The sequence below is a fragment of the Sphingomonas flavida genome (assembly GCF_036663655.1).
GTDB lineage: Bacteria > Pseudomonadota > Alphaproteobacteria > Sphingomonadales > Sphingomonadaceae > Sphingomonas.
In genome coordinates this window covers 224,380-245,266 of sequence record NZ_JAXOJH010000004.1, presented here as the reverse complement: position 1 = coordinate 245,266, position 20,887 = coordinate 224,380, and the positions used below count along the sequence as shown (strand labels likewise).

Here is a 20,887-nt window from a genome sequence, read left to right as displayed (position 1 = left end):
ATCGCAGCCGGTTGACCGTCCAGGTGTAGAGAAACGAAACACCGAAAAGCCCCAGATCGACCGCCGCCTGCACGCGGTGGGGCGATCGGTCGCCCAGGTCATGCGTAATCAGGCGGATATCCGCGGTCGGATGGCGACACGCGAGCGCGATCAGCGCCAGCGTCAATCCCGCCATCATGATCCGTCGTTCGCGCAAACGCCCTTCTCCCCCGCCTGACAATACGCCTGGCGCGCGATGTCGGCAAGAGTGGCGCGGCCCCGCCCAGGCCGGGCGTCAGGCCGGGTGGCGGCATGGGAATGGTCGTGCCCCGGCAATGGCGGTCGCGGCCGCTCTTCTTGGCGGTGTACAGTGCCTGGTCGGTTTCGCGGTAGAGGTTGCGCCAGTCCGCCTCGTCGAGCATCGGTCCGGTGCACAGCCCCAGGCTGGCGGTGACCTTCAGCCCGGAGGGGTAGGTCGCGGCACGCAAATGGGCCAACAGCGTCTCGGGATCAGGTGCGCGCTCGGCATCGGCGAGCAGCGCGAACTCCTCGCCCCCGACGCGCGCGATCAATATGTCGGGGCCGACCGCTTCGCCCAGCGTGCGGGCGAAGATGCGCAGCACCTCGTCGCCGCCATCATGACCCAGCGTGTCGTTGATGCGCTTGAAATGGTCGATATCGGCCAGGATAAGCATCTGCGGCCCGCTGCGTCCGATCGCCTGATCCAGGAAGGCGCGGCGATTATAGAGTTCGGTCAGCGGATCGGTATCGGCCAGCCGCCGGGCGACGCGCTCGTCGGCGCGGGCCAGGTCGCGTTCGCGGCTGAGCAGATAGATGCGGTACGCCACGCCCAGGCTGGCGATCAGCGCCTCCAGGCCCATCGACAGCACGGTCGACTGGTCGATCCAGGGCCGCCACGCGATGATGTGCATGGCATGGAGCACGCGGAACATGCCCAGCGCGATCGGTATGCTCCAGGCGATGGCGAAGGCCCACAGGAAATTGCTCCGCAGCCGCGACGCGCGGACCAGCACCACGATCAGGAAGGCGAGCAGTATCAGGAAACCCATGACCACCGCCTGGTCGAGCGGTATGATCCAGCGCGGCGCGAGGATCGCGAAGGCGATGTTGGGCAACGCGATCAGGGCAAAGGTGACCGCCGCCAGCCTGTCCAGCCACCCCTCGAACACCTTGCGCTCGAAGAAGTGGCGCGAAAATATGACCAGGGTCAGCGCGATCGCACCCAGCATGATCGCGTTCAGCCGATGCCGCTCGTTATTGTCGAGCCAGGGCAGCCACTGGCCGATCATCCCGGACGACGACAGGGTGTAGCCGGTGATGACGAACAGCAGCAGGCAATAGACGGGCTGGAGCGGCTGGCGCAAAGCGGGCCACAGCGCGATATTGTACACCGCCAGGCCGATGACCACGCCGATGATGACGCCGTAGACCAGCCCCAGCGAGGATTCGACCGCCAGCATGTCGGCACGGATGCCGATCCGCGCACCGCGCACGACGCCGCGCATATTGGCCGCCCCGTGCGCCTCCCACAGCACCCTGACCGGCTGCGTCCCCTCGCGCGGCAGCGGAACAGCGATCATCGCGCCCAGCAGCAGATACGGCGCGGTCGTCGCGCTGGTGAAGGCGACGGTGCGGATGCCGCCATCGGCATACAGGATGTGCAGGGCCGTCGCATCCTGCCACGTACTGGCGAAGCTGACCGCCAGCCGGTCGCGCAGATCGCGGGATAGTCTGGGCAGGGGTTCGGACACCACCCAGTAATCGCCGACGCCGTAACGCGACTGGTCGTGGGTGCAGTCGAAGCCCCGCGGGCGGGTCAGCTGGATACGGGCGTCGTCGCCGGGCTGAATTCGGCGGATACAGGTCGATAGCGGCTCGCCAGCCTGCGCATGCGCCTCCGCCAACGGCCACAGGACCGTCAGCAGCGCGAGCAGCAACGCGCCTATGGTGATCGCCCCCGGCCCCTTCATATGTCCCATCTGACGGCCCAAGGCCCCAAAATACGGTTAACGGCCTATAGTATAAATCAGCTGTTACGCCCAGCCCGACCGGCGAGGGACATGAAAAAGGCCGGGTGTCGCCACCCGGCCCCATTTCGATTGCCGTCGATCCGGTCGCCCGGATCGGTCCGTCATGCTCAGTCCGCGTCGACCGAGGCGGGCTTGCCGCCCTTCTTGCGCGGCTTCTTGGGCGCGGCGGGCTCGATCGCGAAGGACAGCGCGCCGTCCTTCATCTTCACCGTCACCTCGCCGCCATGGACCAGCTTGCCGAACAGCAGTTCCTCGGCCAGCGGCTGCTTGATCTTCTCCTGGATCAGGCGGCCCATCGGACGCGCACCATAGAGGCGGTCATAGCCCTTTTCGGTGAGCCAGCTCTTCGCCGCCTCGTCCAGACTGATATGGACATGCCGGTCGGCCAGCTGGAGTTCGAGCTGGAGGATGAACTTGTCCACCACCCGCGCCACGACTTCGGGCGGCAGGTAGCCGAAGGGCACGATCGCATCCAGGCGGTTGCGGAATTCCGGCGTGAACATCTTCTGCACGGCCTGCTCATCCTCACCCTCGCGGGTGAGGTTGCCGAACCCGACCGTCTCGCGCGCCATGTCGGCGGCGCCCGCATTGGTCGTCATGATGATGATCGTGTTGCGGAAATCGACCGTCTTGCCGTGGTGATCGGTCAGCTTCCCATTGTCCATCACCTGCAACAGGATGTTGAACAGGTCGGGATGCGCCTTCTCGATCTCGTCGAGCAGCAGCACCGAATGCGGATTCTGGTCGACCGCATCGGTCAGCAGACCGCCCTGGTCATAACCGACATAGCCCGGAGGGGCACCGATCAGACGGCTGACCGAGTGACGCTCCATATATTCGGACATGTCGAACCGCTGGAGCGGGATGCCCAGGATCGTCGCGAGCTGGCGCGCAACCTCCGTCTTGCCGACGCCGGTGGGGCCGGTGAACAGATAGTTGCCGATCGGCTTGTCGGGATCGCGCAGCCCCGCCCGGCTCAACTTGATGGCCGAGGACAGGTTCTCAATCGCCGCATTCTGGCCGAACACCACGCGCTTGAGGTCCGTCTCCAGCATTTCGAGCTGCTGGCGGTCGTCGGTCGACACGCTTTTCGGCGGGATGCGCGCCATGGTGGCGATCACGGCCTCGATCTCCTTGGGCGTGATCGTCTTCTTGCGCTTGCTGACCGGGACCAGCATCTGCATCGCGCCGACCTCGTCGATCACGTCGATCGCCTTGTCGGGCAGCTTGCGGTCGTTGATGTAGCGCGCCGACAGCTCGACCGCCGACTTGATCGCATCGGGCGTGTACTTGACCTGATGGTGATTCTCGAACGCCGAGCGCAGACCGGCGAGGATCTTGATCGTGTCCTCGATCGTCGGCTCGTTCACGTCGATCTTCTGGAACCGGCGCAGCAGCGCGCGGTCCTTTTCGAAATGGTTGCGGAACTCCTTATAGGTGGTCGAGCCGATGCAGCGGATCGTGCCGCCCGACAGCGCGGGCTTGAGCAGGTTCGAGGCGTCCATCGCCCCGCCGCTGGTCGCGCCCGCGCCGATGACGGTGTGGATCTCGTCGATGAAGAGCACCGCATGCGGCAGCTTCTCCAGCTCGTTGACGACCGCCTTCAGACGCTCCTCGAAGTCGCCGCGATAGCGGGTGCCCGCCAGCAGCGCGCCCATGTCGAGCGAATAGATGACGGCCGGCTTCAGCACCTCGGGCACATCGCCCTCGATGATCTTGCGCGCCAGGCCCTCGGCGATGGCGGTCTTGCCGACGCCGGGATCGCCGACATAGAGCGGGTTGTTCTTCGACCGGCGGCACAGGATCTGGACGGTGCGGTCCACCTCGGGCCCGCGCCCGATCAGCGGATCGACCTTGCCTGCCTTGGCCTTTTCATTGAGGTCGACGGTGAATTGCTTGAGCGCGCTCTCGCCCTTGCCCTTTTCGGCGGGCTTGGCGGGCTTTTCCTCCTCTACGCCCTTGGGCGGGGTCGCATCGGCGGCTGCGGCACCCTTGCCGACGCCGTGGCTGATGAAGCTGACGGCGTCCAAGCGGCTCATATCCTGCTGCTGCAGGAAATAGACGGCATAGGATTCGCGTTCGGAAAACAGCGCGACCAGCACGTTCGCGCCGGTCACCTCGTCGCGGCCCGACGACTGGACGTGCAGGATCGCACGCTGGACGACGCGCTGGAACCCGCTGGTGGGGGAGGGGTCGGTCGCCGCCTCGACCTTCAGCGCGTCGAGCTCGGTGTCGAGATACTGAGCGACCGTCGCCTTCAGCTCGCCCAGGTCGACATGGCACGCTTCCATGACCTTCGAGGCATGGTCGTCGTCGATCAGCGCGAGGAGCAGGTGCTCCAGCGTGGCATATTCATGGCGCCGCACGGTCGCGGCTTCCAGCGCCTTGTGGAGCGTGGTCTCGAGCGCGGGGGCGAAAGATGGCATCTACGATACTCCTGACGAGGCGCTTGGGACTGGCGCTTCGTTTCGACCAATGTCGGGATGGTGGGGCCCGGCATCAAGCGGGGGTAACGCACGGCCGCTGAACAAAGCGTATCGTGCGCAAAAGGAAAAGATCGCGGCACGGCGCGGCAGGCGATCGGCGAAGCGGCGATGGCACGCCCGGCCGGTCGCGTCGCCCTCACCGCCTGAAAAGCGCGTCGGCGCTGGCGCGGTGGAGCGAGGCCCGCTCGATATGGCGGCGGGTGCGATCGATCTCGCCCTGCAGCGCCGCGATCCGCACCTCAAGCTCGGCGATCGACAGCGGATCCAAGTCGACGCGGGTCAGCGCCGTCAGGCTATCCGGGGTGCGGAGGGGGGAATCATCCTGGTCCATCACGGGATGCAGCGTTGACCCCAACGCCGCCGATGTCAATAACGGTACGGAACAGGCCAGGGCAAAGGGGCGGTAATTGGTGCACGCCGATAGCGATGTGAGGACAATGACCGACATTCCCGTCAGGATGACCGCGATCGACCCGGAAACGGCGGGCGGTCCAGAGGTTCTGGTGCCGGTCGAACGCCCGACGCCGACGCCGGGCGAGGGTGAGGTGCTGGTCCGCGTGGCCGCCGCCGGGGTCAACCGACCCGACGTCATGCAGCGCCAGGGCCTCTACCCGCCGCCGCCGGGCGCACCGTCCATTCCTGGGCTGGAGATTGCGGGCGAGGTTGTTGCGGTCGGCGCGGGCGTCGGCCCGGAAATGCTGGGCCAGCCGGTCTGCGCGCTGATCGGCGGCGGCGGCTATGCGCAATATGCGATCGCGGTCGCCGACCACTGCCTGCCCGTGCCGCATGGCCTGTCGATGGTGCAGGCCGCCGCTATCCCCGAGACGCTGTTCACCGTGTGGACCAACGTGTTCGAGCGCGCCTATGCCCGCGAAGGCGAGACGCTGCTCGTGCATGGCGGGACCAGCGGCATCGGCACCACGGCGATCGCACTCGGCGCGATCTTCGGGTTGACGGTGATCGTGACCGCGGGCTCGGACGAGAAATGCGTGGCGGCCGAAAAGCTGGGCGCGGCCAGGGCGATCAATTACCGGGCGCAGGATTTCGTCGAGGCGGTGAAGGACTTCACCGGCGGCAAGGGGGTCGACATCGTGCTCGACATGGTCGGCGGCGACTATCTGCCGCGCAACCTCCAGTGCCTGGCGGAGGATGGTCGCCACGTGTCGATCGCGGTGCAGCGCGGGGCCAAGGCCGAGATCCCGATCTGGGAAATCATGCGCCGCCGCCTGATCCTGACTGGCTCGACGCTGCGCGGGCGTGACCGTGCCTTCAAGGCGATGGTCGCCGACGAGCTGTCGCGGATCGTCTGGCCGCATGTCGAGGAGGGGCGGCTGCGCCCGGTGATCGACCGCAGCTTCCCATTTGCGCAGGTCGCCGAGGCGCATCGGCGGATGGAGGCGGGCGACCATGTCGGCAAGATCGTCCTGACCTTCGACACCTGATCCCCCGCACCCCGCTTTCCCGCGACGGACTTGATCCCGCTGCAAAAGATTGCAACGGATCGAACGACCGGATGGGTCGTTTTTCGGCGCGGAATTGGGGGGTATGTCGAGCATGCAGGTTGGTGGTCGGCTGGCGATCGCAATTCTGGTCGGGACGGCGGCAGGCATGGCCGTCACGCCGGTGCAGGCCCAATCCGCCCGCGACATCCTGACTCAGGCCTCCTTTGCCGACGGCGACGAAGCCAGTGCGTTGCGGCGCGTGACAAGCGCCTATAACGCGGCGCAGGCGGTCTTGCGGAGGTCGCCCGACGATCGCGAGGCGCTGTTGATGCGCGCAACCGCGCTCGGCTACCGCGCCAAGCTGACCGGCAATCGCAGCGACGCTGTATCGGCGCGCCGCCAGTTCGAGGCGCTGGTCGCGCAGAATCCGCGCGATGCCGAGGCGACGCTGGCGTTGGGTGCCTGGCATATCGGCGGGGTCAAGAAACTGGGGGCGATCATGGGCCGCGCGGCAATCGGGGCACAGCGGGGCGTGGGGCTCTCCGCGCTCGACCGGGCGGTGGCGCTGGGCGGCGACCGGGCGCTGTTCCCCGGTCTGGCGGCGCTGCTCCGGCTGGAGGTCGATCCCCGCGATCCGCGCGGGCGGACCCTGGTCGAGGCGGCGGCACGGGCGGGCGTGTCGAGCCCCATCGACCGGATCATGCAGCATGCGGCGGTGGCGATCCTCACCCCGCTGCGTGCCGGCGATACCCAGGCGACCCGCAGGCTGGCCTCGCAACTGCTGCCGTTCGGGCGATTCGACGACGATAATTGAGTCCGTGGCGGGCGCGACACCGGCCGGGGTGCCACTGGACGGCGTGGTAATGCCACTCTATGGGGCAATGTTCAGGCAGTCTGTGTCGCCGCACCTTGCTCTTGAGGGTGGTTTTCACTAGATTTGACCCCATGACGGCCGCTCCGCGAGGGGCGGCCCTTTTATTTTCCGACTGGAGTGATCCCCGTGGCCCAGCCGCTCATGCCCCATGCGACCGCTTCCTGGCTGGTCGACAACACGTCGCTCTCGTTCGAGCAGATCGCGGATTTCTGCGGCCTCCATATCCTGGAAGTCCAGGCGATCGCCGACGACACGGCAGCGACCAAGCTGACGGGTCGCGATCCCGTGCGCGCCCACGAACTGGCGCAGACCGAGATCGAGAAGGCGCAGGCCAATCCCGATTATCGCATGAAGATGATCAAGGGCCCCGAGCAGGTCCGCCGCACCAAGGGCCCGCGCTACACGCCGGTCAGCAAGCGCCAGGATAAGCCGGACGGCATCGCCTGGATCATCCGCAACCATCCGGAAATCTCGGACGGGGCGATCTCGAACCTGATCGGCACCACCCGCACGACGATCGCGGCGATCCGCGACCGCAGCCACTGGAACATCGCCAACATCACCCCGAAGGACCCGGTGACGCTGGGCCTGACCACCCAGCGCGAGTTGGACTCGGCGGTGGCCAAGGCGGCCAAGGCGACCGGCGGCAATGCGGAGGCGCAGCCGACCGACACGCGCCTGGAGGGCGATCGCGAGGCGCTGCTCGCATCGCTGCGCGCCGAGCGCGACCAGCAGAGCCGCGACGTCGACTCGGTCAGCCACAATGGCGACATGATCGATCCGCACTCGCTGTTCCGCAGCTGATCGACGGGCCCAGGCCCGGTGAAGGGGGCGTCCACCGACCGGGAGGGCGCCCCTTTTGCGTTGGGGGGAACGGCGGCTGGCCCATGCCGTTGAGCCTGATCGAAGGAGATCATCCATGACCGATCAGGAAAAGCGCAACCTCCAGTCCGTCGCCTCCAATCGCGGCGACAGCGGCGAAGTCTATGACCGCGCGGACGAGCGTGCGCTGGGGCGGGCGCTGCCTTCGGGGCGTGTCGCGCCCGAAGCCCCGGCGCCCGGTAACGGCAACGCCGGCACCGATCTGCCCGAAGACAGTGGCAAGCGCGCCTATGTCGATCCGAAGACTGGGGAAGTGCATGGCAGCGGGGCAGGGGCCGGTGGCGGAAACCCCGGTGACGAGATCGACGAGGTGGACCTCGCCACCCCGCCGGGCGTGGGTCCGCGCCCGGTGAACTAACGCCATTCCTCCCCTAGCAGGGGGGGGCGGATGCACACACGGAGGCGCAAACACCACCTAAGCGATGTCGCCAAATCCAACGATGTCATGAAAAGTGGCAGGAGTGCACGGACTCGAACCGTGGGCCCTCGGTTTTGGAGACCGATGCTCTACCAACTGAGCTACACTCCTGCGAGGCGGCCGCCACTAGCCCGACTGGCGGGACGAGGCAAGGGGCAAGTTTCGGTTTTTCGTATCGCGCCGGAAAACAGGTCCGGGGCCGGTTCTCCGGCGCGACATTGACCGCCGGGCGACTCCGGCGTATAGGCCGCCGCTGCACGAAGGCGATTTCTCGAGATTCGGGACTTATCCGTCGGGCAAGCTTGAACATTGCTGGATGCGAATGAGGGCCGGGCGAAAGCCGCGATGGCCCCTTTTTGTATTCCGAAGTGCTGTGATGGCTCCAGCAAAGTAACCTCATGGAAAGGTGAAGGCTTCAATGCCGACGATCAACCAGCTGGTCCGCAAGGGCCGCGAACTGCAGAAGGCCAAGTCCAAGGTCCCTGCAATGGAGCAGAACCCGCAGAAGCGCGGCGTTTGCACCCGTGTCTACACGACGACCCCGAAGAAGCCGAACTCGGCACTTCGCAAGGTGGCCAAGGTTCGCCTGACCAACCAGCGCGAAGTCATTTCGTACATCCCGGGCGAAGGCCACAACCTGCAGGAGCACTCGGTCGTGCTCATCCGCGGCGGTCGTGTGCGCGATCTTCCCGGCGTGCGCTACCACGTGCTGCGCGGCGTCCTCGACACGCAGGGCGTGAAGGATCGCAAGCAGTCCCGCTCGAAGTACGGCGCCAAGCGTCCGAAGTAAGCCGGTCGGGCCTGTTCGCAGGCTCCTCGACCATCCAAGGCTGAAGTTTTGTAAGGAAATACGAGAATGGCTCGTCGTCGTCGTCCCGAAAAGCGGGAAATTCTGCCGGACCCCAAGTTCGGAGATGAGGTCCTGTCGAAGTTCATGAATTCGGTCATGCTGGACGGTAAGAAGTCCGTCGCCGAATCCATCGTGTACGGTGCTCTGGAAACCGTCGAGACGCGCGCCAAGCGCGATCCGATCGGCGTGTTCCACGATGCGCTGAACAACATCAAGCCGGGCATCGAAGTCCGTTCGCGCCGCGTCGGCGGTGCGACCTACCAGGTTCCGGTCGAAGTCCGTCCGGAGCGTGCCCAGGCTCTGGCCATCCGTTGGCTGATCGGCGCGTCGCGCGCCCGTTCGGAGAACACGATGGCCGCGCGTCTGTCGGGCGAGCTGATGGATGCCGCGAACAACCGCGGCAACGCGGTCAAGAAGCGCGAAGATACGCACCGCATGGCGGAAGCGAATCGCGCCTTCTCGCACTACCGCTGGTAATGGTCTTGCGGCGGACCGGAATTATTTCCGGTCTGCCGCAACCTTTTCAGGGTGCGGTGCCGGCGGTCTTCCGCTGGTCACGCAAACAGCCTATATAAGGGGGAGCCGGGCCAACCGGCTCCCCCCTACGCTTGAGGAAGATCGATCATGGCCCGCAGCCATCCGCTCGAGAAGTATCGCAACATCGGCATCATGGCGCACATCGATGCCGGCAAGACGACCACCACCGAGCGCATTCTTTATTACACCGGCAAGTCCTACAAGATCGGCGAAGTGCACGAAGGCACCGCCACCATGGACTGGATGGAGCAGGAGCAGGAGCGCGGCATCACCATCACGTCGGCCGCGACGACCTGTTTCTGGAACGACAACCGCATCAACATCATCGACACCCCCGGGCACGTCGACTTCACCATCGAGGTGGAGCGTTCGCTCCGCGTGCTCGACGGCGCGGTCGCCTGCTTCGACGGCGTGGCGGGTGTTGAGCCGCAATCGGAAACCGTGTGGCGTCAGGCCGACAAGTACGGCGTGCCGCGCATGTGCTTCGTCAACAAGCTCGACCGCACCGGCGCCGACTTCTATTTCTGCGTGAACTCGATCATCGAGCGCCTGGGCGCGCGTCCGGCGGTCCTGTATCTGCCGATCGGCATCGAGGGCGGCTTCAAGGGTCTGGTCGACCTGGTCGAGAACCGCGCGATCATCTGGCTCGAAGAGTCGCTGGGCGCGAAGTTCGAATATCAGGACATCCCGGACGACATGGCCGAAAAGGCCGCGAAGTACCGCAGCGAGCTGATCGAAATGGCCGTCGAACAGGACGATGCCATGATGGAAGCGTATCTCGAAGGCAACGAGCCGTCGGTCGCTGACCTGAAGAAGCTGATCCGCAAGGGTACGCTCGAAATGGCGTTCGTCCCCGTGGTCTGCGGCTCGGCGTTCAAGAACAAGGGCGTGCAGCCTCTGCTCGACGCGGTCATCGACTATCTGCCGTCGCCGCTCGACGTTCCGGCCATCAAGGGCGTGAAGCTCGACGGCGAGACGCCGGACGAGCGTCCTTCGTCGGACACCGAGCCCTTCTCGGCGCTGGCGTTCAAGATCATGAACGATCCGTTCGTCGGCTCGCTCACCTTCGCGCGCATCTACTCGGGCAAGCTCGAGACGTCGTCGCAGGTCCTGAACTCGGTGAAGGACAAGAAGGAAAAGATCGGTCGTATGCTGCTGATGCATGCGAACAGCCGTGAGGACATCCAGGAAGCCTATGCCGGCGACATCGTCGCTCTGGCGGGCCTGAAGGACACGACGACCGGCGACACGCTCTGCGCGCAGTCGGCCCCGATCATCCTGGAGCGCATGGAATTCCCCGAGCCCGTGATCGAGCTGTCGGTGGAGCCGAAGACCAAGGCCGACCAGGAGAAGATGGGCGTCGCGCTCAATCGTCTCGCACGCGAGGACCCCTCGTTCCGCGTGACCTCGGACGCCGAATCGGGCCAGACCATCATCAAGGGCATGGGCGAGCTCCATCTCGAGATCCTGGTCGACCGCATGAAGCGCGAGTTCAAGGTCGAGGCGAACGTCGGTGCGCCGCAGGTGGCGTATCGCGAATACCTCAAGAAGCCGGTCGACATCGACTACACGCACAAGAAGCAGTCGGGCGGCACCGGCCAGTTCGGCCGCGTGAAGGTCAAGCTGACCCCGGGCGAGCGTGGTTCGGGCTTCGTCTTCAAGGACGAGATCAAGGGCGGTAACATTCCGAAGGAATATATCCCCGCGATCGAGAAGGGCTTCCGTGAAACCGCGGAAACCGGTTCGCTGGTCGGCTTCCCGATCATCGACTTCGAAGTCCTGCTGTATGACGGCGCGTACCACGACGTCGACTCGTCGGCGCTGGCGTTCGAAATCTGTGCCCGCGGCGCGATGCGCGAAGCGGCCCAGAAGTCGGGCATCACGCTGCTCGAGCCGGTCATGAAGGTCGAAGTCGTGACCCCGGAAGACTATCTGGGCGACGTCATCGGCGACATGAACAGCCGTCGTGGCCAGATCCAGGGCACCGACACGCGCGGCAACGCGCAGACGGTCGAGGCGATGGTCCCGCTGGCCAACATGTTCGGCTATGTGAATGCGCTCCGCTCGTTCACCCAGGGTCGTGCACAATACTCGATGCAGTTCTCGCACTATGACGAAGTGCCGCAGAATGTTGCGGACGAGGTCAAGGCGAAGATGGCCTAAGCATCCCCCGCGCCTCCGGGCAGCCGGAGGCGCGGGAAGACGCTAGGGGCTGGCAATCGCTTCAAACACCCGCTATGGGGCCGCGTTCGCGTGGCCTCGGATGCGGCACCGAATTCGATTCAGAAGGTAGGAAAATGGCAAAGGCAAAATTCGAGCGGAACAAGCCGCACCTCAACATCGGCACCATCGGTCACGTCGACCATGGCAAGACCTCGCTGACCGCCGCGATCACCAAGGTTCTGGCCGAGACCACCGGCGGCACCGCTGTCGACTTCGCGAACATCGACAAGGCTCCGGAAGAGCGTGAGCGCGGCATCACCATCTCGACCGCGCACGTCGAGTATGAGACGACGAACCGCCACTATGCGCACGTCGACTGCCCCGGCCACGCCGACTATGTGAAGAACATGATCACCGGCGCGGCGCAGATGGACGGCGCGATCCTCGTCGTTTCGTCGACCGACGGCCCGATGCCGCAGACCCGCGAGCACATCCTGCTCGCGCGCCAGGTCGGCGTGCCCGCGATGGTCGTGTTCATGAACAAGGTTGACCTGGTCGACGACGAGGAAATCCTCGAGCTGGTCGAGCTGGAAATCCGCGAGCTGCTCAGCTCGTACGAATTCCCGGGCGACGACATCCCCGTCGTCAAGGGTTCGGCGACCTGCGCCTTGTCGGGTTCGAACGACAAGTTCGGCAAGGAAGCCGTTCTCGAGCTGATGAAGCAGGTCGACGAATACATCCCGCAGCCGGAGCGTCCGCTGGACAAGCCGTTCATGATGCCGATCGAAGACGTGTTCTCGATCTCGGGTCGTGGTACGGTCGTGACCGGCCGCGTCGAGACCGGCATCGTCAAGGTTGGCGAAGAAGTCGAGATCGTCGGCATCAACGACACCCGCAAGACCACGGTCACCGGCGTCGAAATGTTCCGCAAGCTGCTCGACTCGGGCCAGGCTGGCGACAACATCGGCGCGCTGATCCGCGGCGTTGCCCGTGACGACGTCGAGCGCGGCCAGGTGCTCTGCAAGCCGGGTTCGATCAAGCCGCACACCGACTTCAAGTCGGAAGTGTACGTCCTGTCGAAGGAAGAAGGCGGCCGTCACACCCCGTTCTTCGCGAACTACCGTCCGCAGTTCTACTTCCGTACGACCGACGTGACCGGCACCGTCGAGCTGCCTGAGGGCACCGAGATGGTCATGCCCGGCGACAACGTCGCTCTGGGTGTGAAGCTGATCGCTCCGATCGCCATGGACATCGGTCAGCGCTTCACGATCCGCGAAGGCGGCCGTACCGTCGGCGCTGGCGTCGTCAGCTCGATCGACAAGTAAGTCTCGGGCGAAAGCCTGAAACTGCTTAGGAAAGGGCCGCTCCCGGCGACGGGGGCGGCCTTTTTCGTTTTGGGGCTGGGAAGGGCTGTCCTCACCCTTCCGGCGCTAAAGCGTCTCCCTCCCTCTTCCACCGGGAGAGGGAAGGGGGCCGCCCGCCAGCGGCGGGTGGGAAGGGTGAGGGCGGTGCTTGGCTCAAACCTCCGTTCGCATCGAGCGAAGTCGAAGTGCACGCCCGGCAGCCCGACCAGGGCATGGCCTTCGACTTGCTCAGGCTGAACGGCGGGTGGGATTCAAGATGTTTCGGGACGGGTTCCATCCCTCCCGACAAAAACCCGCCGCCACCCCCTTGCGGCACTCCGGGCATATGCGTATAGGCACACGCCTTGAGGGAATCGGCTGGCACCGGAAACACCGGAGTCGGCCTTTTGCTTTTAGTGAGGGCAGGGGTGGTTCGCCGCTCTTGCCGTAACCCAGAGTTTGTTTCGGCCCAGGGTCGCCTTCACGGCGGACGGTCGAGTGCCCGGTCGGATCGCCGATCGCACTCCTCGTCCATCGTGATGGAAACCGGACGGCCCGCTCTTTCGCATCGGTAGGGATCATGGACAGCAACATCCGCATTCGTCTGAAGGCGTTCGACCATCGCGTGCTCGATCAGGCGACCGGCGACATCGCCGACACCGCGCGCCGTACCGGCGCTCTTATCCGCGGTCCGATCCCGCTTCCGACGCGCATCGAGAAGTTCACGGTCAACCGTGGTCCGCATATCGACAAGAAGTCGCGCGAGCAGTTCGAGGTCCGCACCTACAAGCGGATGCTCGACATCGTGCAGCCGACCCCGCAGACCGTCGATGCGCTGATGAAGCTCGACCTCGCCGCAGGTGTTGATGTCGAGATCAAGCTGGCGTAAGAGAGCCAGCATTCCCGTGGTCGACGATTCCGTCCCACGGGATTTTGGCGTTTCCCGGCTCTGAAGCTGCCGGAAAACGCGCCGAGGTCGCTCCCGCGATCCGGCACTCTTAGGGATACCGCCCGGTGGTTTCGCGCAAGCGAGATGGTGCCGGGGCAGCGTCCCCCGTCTGACCGGTTCGCCGGTCGCCAGCCCGGGACGGGGGCTCGTTTCGCTTTAATCGGGCTGGATATGCCCCCCTTGAATGGTTCTTGGGGGCCTCTGTCGAGGAAGGAACAGGATCATGCGTACCGGCGTGATCGCGAAGAAGCTGGGGATGACCCGCCTGTTCCAGGACGATGGTCGGCACGTGCCGGTCACCGTCCTGGCGCTTGAAGGCGTACAGGTCGTCGCTCGCCGCGAGATGGATCGTGACGGCTATACCGCCGTCCAGCTTGGTGCAGGTGTCGCCAAGACCAAGAATGTTGCCAAGCCGCAGCGTGGCCACTTCGGCAAGGCCGAAGTCGAGCCCAAGCAGGTGATGGTCGAGTTCCGCGTGAACGAAGACGGCCTGCTGGACGTCGGCGCGGAAATCTCCGCCGACCACTTCGTCCCCGGCCAGTATGTCGATATCCAGGGTCGTACCCAGGGTAAGGGCTTTGCCGGTGCGATGAAGCGCTGGAACTTCGGTGGTCTGCGCGCGACCCACGGCGTCTCGGTCTCGCACCGTTCGCATGGTTCGACCGGTAACCGTCAGGATCCGGGCCGCGTCTTCAAGAACAAGAAGATGGCCGGTCACATGGGTGACAAGAACCGCACGCAGCAGAACCTGGAAATCGTGTCGACCGACGTCGAGCGCGGCCTGATCTTCGTCAAGGGCTCGGTGCCCGGCTCGAAGGGTGGCTGGCTGATCGTCAAGGACGCGGTCAAGGTTTCGCGCCATGCGGACGCCCCGTTCCCCGCCAGCATCAAGGCGGCCGCCAACAACAATGCTTCTGCCGAGCCTGCTCCGGAAGCCACCGAGAGCCAGGAGGGCTAAGTCGTGAAGGTCAAGGTTCAATCCTTCGCCGGCACCGATGCGGCGGATATCGAGCTCAACGACGAGGTCTTCGGCCTCGATCCGCGCGCCGACATCCTGCACCGCGTAGTGACCTGGCAGCTGGAAAAGCGTCGCGCGACCGCGCGCGGCACCCGTGAGCGCGCCGATGTCGCGCGTTCGGGCAAGAAGCTCGGTCGCCAGAAGGGCGGCGGTGTCGCTCGTCACGGCGATCGTCGGGCCCCCGTCTTCATCGGCGGTGGTAAGGCGCACGGCGCCCGCGTCCGCGACTTCAATCCGGGTCTGAACAAGAAGGTTCGTGCCCTGGGTCTGAAGATGGCGCTGTCGAGCCATGCCAAGGCCGGTTCGCTGATCGTGATGAACGATCTGGCGGTCGCTGGTAACAAGACGAAGACGCTGCAGGGCGATCTGGTGAAGCTCGGCTTCGGCAAGACCGCGCTGGTCATCGATGGCGACGCCGTCGAGACGTCGTTCGCACTGGCCGCAGGCAACCTGAAGGAAATCAACATCCTTCCGGCCGCTGGCGCCAATGTCTACGACATTCTGAAGCATGACACCCTGGTGCTGACGCGCTCGGCTGTCGAAAAGCTGGAGGCCCGTTTCCATGGCTAAGCAGCAGAAGGCGATCGATCCGCGTCATTACGACGTGATCGTGGCGCCGCACATCACCGAGAAGGCGACGCTCCTCAGCGAGCACAACGCCGTGGTGTTCAAGGTCGCTTCGGGCGCTACCAAGCCCGAGATCAAGGCGGCCGTCGAGGCTCTGTTCGACGTGAACGTCACCGGCGTGAACACGATCGTCCAGAAGGGCAAGACGAAGCGTTGGAAGGGTGCGCCCTATCAGCGTTCGGATATGAAGAAGGCGATCGTCACCCTCAAGGACGGTCAGTCCATTGACGTGACGACGGGGGTCTGAGGCGATGGCACTCAAGCATTATAACCCGACGAGCCCGGCCCGCCGCGGCCTGATCCTCGTCGACCGTTCGGCGCTGTGGAAGGGTGGGCCCGTCAAGGCCCTCACCGAAGGCAAGCGCAAGACCGGTGGCCGCAACAACAAGGGCCATGTGACCAGCCGCGGTATCGCGGGCGGCCACAAGCAGCGCTATCGTTTCATCGACTTCAAGCGTCGCCAGTGGGACGTCGAGGGCACCGTGGAGCGGATCGAATATGATCCCAACCGCACCGCCTTCATCGCGCTGATCAACTACGGCGCCGATGCCGAAGGCAAGGACAACGTTGCCTACATCATCGCGCCGCAGCGTCTGGCCGTCGGTGACAAGGTCATCGCGGGCAAGAAGACCGACGTGAAGCCGGGCAACGCGATGGAGCTGGGCCAGATGCCCGTCGGTACCATCGTCCACAACGTCGAGATGAAGCCCGGCAAGGGCGGTCAGATCGCACGTTCGGCCGGCACCTATGTGCAGGTCGTGGGCCGCGACAAGGGCATGGTCATCGTCCGCCTGAACTCGGGCGAGCAGCGCTACATCCATGCCAACTGCATGGCGACGGTCGGTGCCGTGTCGAACCCCGACAACGGCAACACCAACCTGGCGAAGGCTGGTCGCAACCGCTGGAAGGGCCATCGTCCGCTTACCCGCGGTGTGGCGAAGAACCCGGTCGACCACCCGCACGGCGGTGGTGAAGGCCGGACCTCGGGCGGCCGTCATCCGGTCACCCCGTGGGGCAAGCCGACCAAGGGTGCACGCACTCGTCACAACAAGGCGACGGACAAGATGATCATCCGTAGCCGTCACGCCAAGAAGAAGGGCTAACACGCAATGGCTCGTTCCGTTTGGAAGGGTCCTTTCGTGGACCTCCATCTCCTGAAGAAGGCCGAAGTGGCTCAGGACGCCGGCAGCCGCGCAGGTCCGATCAAGACCTGGTCGCGCCGCTCGACCATCCTGCCGTCGTTCGTCGGCCTGACCTTCAACGTCTACAACGGTCGCAAGTTCGTTCCCGTCTCGGTGAACGAGGACATGGTCGGCATGAAGCTCGGTGAATTCGCGCCCACGCGCTACTTCCCCGGCCACGCTGCCGACAAGAAGGGTAAGCGCTGATGTCCAAGCCCGCATCCCCCCGCAAGGTCGGTGACAAGGAAGCGCTGTCGGTCGGCACGCAGATCCGCGGTTCGGCGCAGAAGCTGAACCTGGTCGCGGGCCTGATCCGCGGCAAGAAGGTCGGCGACGCGATGAACATCCTCGCCTTCTCGACGAAGGCGATGGCCGTCGACGCGCGCAAGGTGCTCGCCTCGGCGATCGCCAATGCCGAGAACAACCACAACCTCGACGTCGACGCCCTCGTCGTCGCCGAGGCGTCGGTCGGCAAGTCGATCACGATGAAGCGTTTCGCGACGCGCGGTCGTGGCAAGTCGACCCGCATCCTGAAGCCGTTTTCTCGGCTCCGCATCGTCGTCCGCGAGCAGGAAGAAGCATAATGGGTCAGAAGAGCAATCCGATCGGCCTGCGTCTCCAGATCAACCGTACCTGGGACAGCCGCTGGTTCGCCGAAGGCCATGACTATGGCCGCCTGCTGCTGGAGGATCTGAAGATCCGCCAGTTCATCATGAAGACGCTGCCCCAGGCCGCGATCTCGAAGGTCGTCATCGAGCGTCCGGCCAAGCTGTGCCGCATCTCGATCTTCGCGGCGCGTCCGGGCGTGATCATCGGCAAGAAGGGCGCCGACATCGAGAAGCTTCGCAAGAAGCTTGGCGCGATGACCTCGTCCGACGTGTCGCTGAACATCGTCGAGATCCGCAAGCCCGAAATCGACGCCAAGCTCGTCGCACAGGGCGTCGCCGACCAGCTCGAGCGTCGTATCGCATTCCGTCGCGCCATGAAGCGTGCGGTGCAGTCGGCTCTCCGCCTGGGCGCGGAAGGCATCCGCATCACCTGCGGCGGCCGTCTGGGCGGCGCGGAAATCGCGCGTACCGAATGGTATCGTGAAGGCCGCGTTCCGTTGCACACGCTGCGTGCGAACGTCGACTATGCCGAAGCGCAGGCGCACACCGCTTATGGCGTGTGCGGCGTGAAGGTGTGGATCTTCAAGGGCGAGATCCTGGGCCATGACCCCATGGCGCAGGACCGGCTGATGATGGAGGCCCAGACCTCCGGCGTGCGCCCGGCGCGCGACGATCATCGCCGCTAAGGAACATAGAACATGCTGCAACCAAAGCGCACCAAGTTCCGCAAGGCCTTCAAGGGCCGCATCCACGGCGATGCGAAGGGCGGCACGAGCCTGAACTTCGGTTCCTATGGCCTTAAGGCCATGGAGCCGGAGCGGATCACCGCTCGCCAGATCGAGGCGGCTCGCCGCGCGATCACGCGTCACATCAAGCGCCAGGGTCGTCTCTGGATCCGCATCTTCCCGGACGTGCCCGTCTCGTCGAAGCCTGCCGAAGTCCGCATGGGCTCGGGTAAGGGTTCGCCGGAATTCTGGGCCGCCCGTGTGAAGCCGGGTCGCATCCTGTTCGAACTCGACGGTGTCGACGGCCCGCTGGCCGCCGAGGCATTCGAGCGCGCAGCGATGAAGCTGCCCATCAAGACCAAGGTCGTCGCCCGTCTGGGTGACACCTCGCACCTCGGAGGCGAGTAATGGCCAAGACTGAATATACCGGCCAGAGCGACGACCAGCTCGTCGAGGCGCTGGGCAACCTGAAGCGTGAGCAGTTCAACCTGCGCTTCCAGGCGGCCACTAGCCAGCTCGAAAAGCCCAGCCGGGTCAAGGAAGTCCGTCGCGACATCGCACGGATCAAGACCATTCAGGCGCAGCGCTCCGCTGCGGCTGCCAAGTAAGGACCGAGACACATGCCCAAGCGCGTGCTGACCGGGGTGATTGTCTCGGACAAGACCGACAAGACGGTCGTCGTCAATGTGGAGCGGAAGGTTAAGCACCCCCTCTACGGCAAGATCATCCGTCGGTCGAAGAAGTACCACGCCCATGACGAGGCGAACGAGTACAAGGCCGGTGAGACGGTGCGGATCGAAGAGACCGCCCCGATCTCGAAGCTGAAGACCTGGAAGGTCGTCGAGCGGGTCGATACCCACCTGACGCCCGAGCGGGCCTCGGCCGAAGGCTAAAAGCCTCTGATCTTCGACCCCGCCCCTTCGCTACGGAGGGGCGGGGTTCGGATTGAAGGCTGCCCTTCGGGGCAAATGAGCGGATTGGTCGAAGGGCATGGCGACTCGCTTGCCTTTCGCACCAGGAGTGGCTATGGGGCCTCTCCCCCTGGCGCGGTCCTCCGCGCCGGGGGTCGTTTTTTAAGGCGGGGTCGGGTCGGTATCCACCCCAGAAGAGAGAAGGAAGCGGATCCATGATCCAGATGCAGTCCAATCTCGACGTCGCGGACAACAGCGGCGCGAAGCGGGTGCAGTGCATCAAGGTGCTGGGCGGCTCGAAGCGCCGTACCGCATCGGTCGGCGATATCATCGTCGTCAGCGTCAAGGAAGCGCAGCCTCGTGGCCGCGTGAAGAAGGGCGACGTTCACCGCGCGGTGATCGTGCGTACCGCCAAGGACATCCGTCGTGCCGACGGTTCGGTGATCCGTTTCGACGGTAACGCCGCCGTGCTGGTCAACAAGAACGAGGAGCCGATCGGCACCCGTATCTTTGGCCCGGTCGTGCGTGAGCTTCGCGGCAAGAAGCACATGAAGATCATCTCGCTGGCTCCGGAGGTGCTGTAATGGCCGCCGCCAAGATCAAGAAGGGCGATCGCGTCATCGTCCTGTCCGGCAAGGACAAGGGCAAGACCGGCACCGTGTCGGTGTCGATGCCCAAGGACGGCAAGGTCGTCGTCGACGGCATCAACGTCGCGACCCGTCACCGCAAGCCGACCCAGGCGAACCCGCAGGGTGGCCTGGAGCGTACGGCAGCGCCGCTGCACGTCTCGAAGGTTGCGCACGTGACCGCCGATGGCAAGCCGACCCGCGTTCGTTTCGAGATGCAGGATGGCAAGAAGGTCCGCGTGGCCGTCAAGACCGGGGAGAAGATCGATGGCTGATTACAAGCCCCGCATGAAGGCTATCTACGAGGATAGCATCATCAAGGCGATGACCGAGAAGTTCGGTTACAAGAACGTCAACGAGATCCCCCGGATCGAGAAGATCGTGCTCAACATGGGCGTGGGCGAAGCGACGCAGGACAAGAAGCGCGTCGACCAGGCTGCTTCCGAGATGGAGCTGATCGCGGGTCAGAAGCCCGTCATCACCAAGGCGAAGAAGTCGATCGCGCAGTTCAAGCTGCGTGAAGGCATGCCGATCGGTGTGAAGGTCACGCTGCGTCGCGAGCGCATGTACGAGTTTCTGGATCGCTTCATCACGATCGCGCTGCCGCGCGTTCGCGACTTTCGCGGCCTGAACCCGAAGTCCTTCGACGGTCGCGGCAACTATGCCTGCGGCATCAAGGAACAGATCATCTTCCCCGAAATCAACTATGACCGCATCGACAAGGTGCGCGGCATGGATGTGATCGTGACCACCTCGGCGAAGACCGACGACGAAGCGCGCGAGCTGCTGCGTCTGTTCGGCTTCCCGTTCCCCAAGGAAGACGCTGCCGACGAGAAGAAGGCAGCGTAACCGGACTGCCCCCTCTCCACGCCGGGGAGGGGGTCCTTACAGAAAGAGCTTAAGTCCATGGCGAAACTGAGTTCAATCAATAAGAACGAGAAGCGTCGTGCTCTCGTCAAGAAGTATGCGGGCAAGTACGCGAAGCTGAAGGCGATCGCGAACGACCAGAGCCTCGATGAGACCGAGCGTCTGATCGCGCGCCTGAAGATGGCCGAGATCCCCCGTAACGGCAACCCGACCCGTATCCGCAATCGCTGCGAGATCACCGGTCGTCCGCGTGCGTATTACCGCAAGTTCCGTCTCGCTCGCGTCATGCTGCGTGAACTGGCCAACAAGGGCCAGATCCCCGGCGTCACGAAGTCGAGCTGGTAAGGACC

At 64.7% G+C, this 20,887-nt stretch carries 26 protein-coding genes and 1 tRNA gene; 23 read left to right on the top strand and 4 right to left on the bottom strand.

Annotated features, from left to right (window positions below; all coding sequences use genetic code 11):
• Positions 1-98: 98 nt before the first annotated feature.
• From U1703_RS06945 to U1703_RS06935, 3 genes are all read right to left on the bottom strand, one after another.
• A complete protein-coding gene (locus U1703_RS06945) occupies positions 99-1,991 on the bottom strand; it encodes a sensor domain-containing diguanylate cyclase (protein ID WP_332785097.1) in 1,893 nt (630 codons plus the stop codon).
• Positions 1,992-2,137: 146 nt separating this feature from the next.
• Positions 2,138-4,456, bottom strand: a complete 2,319-nt coding sequence (gene clpA, locus U1703_RS06940) for an ATP-dependent Clp protease ATP-binding subunit ClpA (protein WP_332785096.1) — start codon at positions 4,454-4,456, stop codon at positions 2,138-2,140.
• 196 nt (positions 4,457-4,652) lie between these two features.
• The gene (locus U1703_RS06935) at positions 4,653-4,847 is read right to left on the bottom strand and encodes a DUF1192 domain-containing protein (RefSeq protein WP_332785141.1); all 195 of its coding nucleotides are present in this window, start codon (positions 4,845-4,847) and stop codon (positions 4,653-4,655) included.
• A 106-nt stretch (positions 4,848-4,953) separates the two neighbouring features.
• On the opposite strand from U1703_RS06935, the gene U1703_RS06930 reads away from it, so the two are divergent.
• From U1703_RS06930 to U1703_RS06915, 4 genes are all read left to right on the top strand, one after another.
• Entirely contained in the window at positions 4,954-5,958 is a 1,005-nt protein-coding gene (locus U1703_RS06930; RefSeq protein WP_332785095.1) for an NAD(P)H-quinone oxidoreductase, read from the top strand.
• Between the two features lie 103 nt (positions 5,959-6,061).
• Positions 6,062-6,772 (top strand): hypothetical protein, encoded by a 711-nt coding sequence (locus U1703_RS06925; protein ID WP_332785094.1) that lies wholly within the window; start codon positions 6,062-6,064, stop codon positions 6,770-6,772.
• Positions 6,773-6,958: 186 nt separating this feature from the next.
• Positions 6,959-7,636, top strand: coding sequence for a DUF1013 domain-containing protein (locus U1703_RS06920; protein WP_332785093.1), 678 nt, complete (start codon positions 6,959-6,961; stop codon positions 7,634-7,636).
• Positions 7,637-7,751: 115 nt separating this feature from the next.
• On the top strand, positions 7,752-8,072 hold the full coding sequence (locus U1703_RS06915; protein WP_332785092.1) for a hypothetical protein: 321 nt from the start codon (positions 7,752-7,754) through the stop codon (positions 8,070-8,072).
• 95 nt (positions 8,073-8,167) lie between these two features.
• On the opposite strand, the gene U1703_RS06910 is transcribed toward U1703_RS06915, so the two are convergent.
• Positions 8,168-8,243: transfer RNA gene (locus U1703_RS06910), tRNA-Trp, on the bottom strand.
• A 307-nt stretch (positions 8,244-8,550) separates the two neighbouring features.
• Between U1703_RS06910 and rpsL the strand changes: the two genes are divergently transcribed.
• The 19 genes from rpsL to rpsN all read left to right on the top strand — a co-directional run bounded on the left by rpsL (position 8,551) and on the right by rpsN (position 20,882).
• A complete protein-coding gene (rpsL, locus tag U1703_RS06905) occupies positions 8,551-8,922 on the top strand; it encodes a 30S ribosomal protein S12 (protein ID WP_058716507.1) in 372 nt (123 codons plus the stop codon).
• A 66-nt stretch (positions 8,923-8,988) separates the two neighbouring features.
• A complete protein-coding gene (rpsG, locus tag U1703_RS06900) occupies positions 8,989-9,459 on the top strand; it encodes a 30S ribosomal protein S7 (protein WP_320453338.1) in 471 nt (156 codons plus the stop codon).
• Positions 9,460-9,606: 147 nt separating this feature from the next.
• Positions 9,607-11,682 carry an elongation factor G gene (fusA, locus tag U1703_RS06895; RefSeq protein ID WP_320453339.1) on the top strand — a complete coding sequence of 692 codons (2,076 nt, stop codon included), beginning with the start codon at positions 9,607-9,609 and terminating at the stop codon, positions 11,680-11,682.
• A gap of 134 nt (positions 11,683-11,816) precedes the next feature.
• A complete protein-coding gene (tuf, locus tag U1703_RS06890) occupies positions 11,817-13,007 on the top strand; it encodes an elongation factor Tu (protein ID WP_320453340.1) in 1,191 nt (396 codons plus the stop codon).
• A gap of 598 nt (positions 13,008-13,605) precedes the next feature.
• The gene (rpsJ, locus tag U1703_RS06885) at positions 13,606-13,914 is read left to right on the top strand and encodes a 30S ribosomal protein S10 (RefSeq protein WP_007406109.1); all 309 of its coding nucleotides are present in this window, start codon (positions 13,606-13,608) and stop codon (positions 13,912-13,914) included.
• A 283-nt stretch (positions 13,915-14,197) separates the two neighbouring features.
• Positions 14,198-14,932 (top strand): 50S ribosomal protein L3, encoded by a 735-nt coding sequence (rplC, locus tag U1703_RS06880; RefSeq protein WP_320453341.1) that lies wholly within the window; start codon positions 14,198-14,200, stop codon positions 14,930-14,932.
• Between the two features lie 3 nt (positions 14,933-14,935).
• Complete coding sequence (gene rplD, locus U1703_RS06875) at positions 14,936-15,562, top strand: 50S ribosomal protein L4 (protein ID WP_320453342.1); 627 nt, start codon at positions 14,936-14,938, stop codon at positions 15,560-15,562.
• Positions 15,555-15,866 carry a 50S ribosomal protein L23 gene (locus U1703_RS06870; protein ID WP_320453343.1) on the top strand — a complete coding sequence of 104 codons (312 nt, stop codon included), beginning with the start codon at positions 15,555-15,557 and terminating at the stop codon, positions 15,864-15,866. Before rplD ends, U1703_RS06870 begins: the two co-directional genes overlap by 8 nt.
• Positions 15,867-15,870: 4 nt before the next feature.
• Positions 15,871-16,722, top strand: a complete 852-nt coding sequence (gene rplB / locus U1703_RS06865; protein ID WP_320453344.1) for a 50S ribosomal protein L2 — start codon at positions 15,871-15,873, stop codon at positions 16,720-16,722.
• Between the two features lie 6 nt (positions 16,723-16,728).
• Positions 16,729-17,007, top strand: coding sequence for a 30S ribosomal protein S19 (gene rpsS, locus U1703_RS06860; protein ID WP_320453345.1), 279 nt, complete (start codon positions 16,729-16,731; stop codon positions 17,005-17,007).
• Positions 17,007-17,384, top strand: coding sequence for a 50S ribosomal protein L22 (gene rplV, locus U1703_RS06855; protein WP_230481236.1), 378 nt, complete (start codon positions 17,007-17,009; stop codon positions 17,382-17,384). The genes rpsS and rplV overlap by 1 nt, the downstream gene beginning before the upstream one ends.
• Positions 17,384-18,094, top strand: coding sequence for a 30S ribosomal protein S3 (gene rpsC, locus U1703_RS06850; protein WP_042491175.1), 711 nt, complete (start codon positions 17,384-17,386; stop codon positions 18,092-18,094). The genes rplV and rpsC overlap by 1 nt, the downstream gene beginning before the upstream one ends.
• A gap of 12 nt (positions 18,095-18,106) precedes the next feature.
• Positions 18,107-18,541, top strand: a complete 435-nt coding sequence (rplP, locus tag U1703_RS06845) for a 50S ribosomal protein L16 (RefSeq protein WP_007406071.1) — start codon at positions 18,107-18,109, stop codon at positions 18,539-18,541.
• The gene (rpmC, locus tag U1703_RS06840; RefSeq protein ID WP_267435509.1) at positions 18,541-18,741 is read left to right on the top strand and encodes a 50S ribosomal protein L29; all 201 of its coding nucleotides are present in this window, start codon (positions 18,541-18,543) and stop codon (positions 18,739-18,741) included. The genes rplP and rpmC overlap by 1 nt, the downstream gene beginning before the upstream one ends.
• Positions 18,742-18,753: 12 nt before the next feature.
• A complete protein-coding gene (gene rpsQ / locus U1703_RS06835; RefSeq protein WP_294235109.1) occupies positions 18,754-19,026 on the top strand; it encodes a 30S ribosomal protein S17 in 273 nt (90 codons plus the stop codon).
• Positions 19,027-19,259: 233 nt separating this feature from the next.
• Positions 19,260-19,628: a 50S ribosomal protein L14 gene (gene rplN, locus U1703_RS06830; protein WP_007406105.1), complete on the top strand. Its 369-nt coding sequence runs from the start codon at positions 19,260-19,262 to the stop codon at positions 19,626-19,628.
• Positions 19,628-19,945, top strand: a complete 318-nt coding sequence (gene rplX, locus U1703_RS06825; protein ID WP_332785091.1) for a 50S ribosomal protein L24 — start codon at positions 19,628-19,630, stop codon at positions 19,943-19,945. The genes rplN and rplX overlap by 1 nt, the downstream gene beginning before the upstream one ends.
• Entirely contained in the window at positions 19,938-20,519 is a 582-nt protein-coding gene (gene rplE / locus U1703_RS06820) for a 50S ribosomal protein L5 (protein WP_058716513.1), read from the top strand. The genes rplX and rplE overlap by 8 nt, the downstream gene beginning before the upstream one ends.
• 57 nt (positions 20,520-20,576) lie before the next feature.
• The gene (rpsN, locus tag U1703_RS06815; RefSeq protein ID WP_042491166.1) at positions 20,577-20,882 is read left to right on the top strand and encodes a 30S ribosomal protein S14; all 306 of its coding nucleotides are present in this window, start codon (positions 20,577-20,579) and stop codon (positions 20,880-20,882) included.
• Positions 20,883-20,887 lie beyond the last annotated feature (5 nt).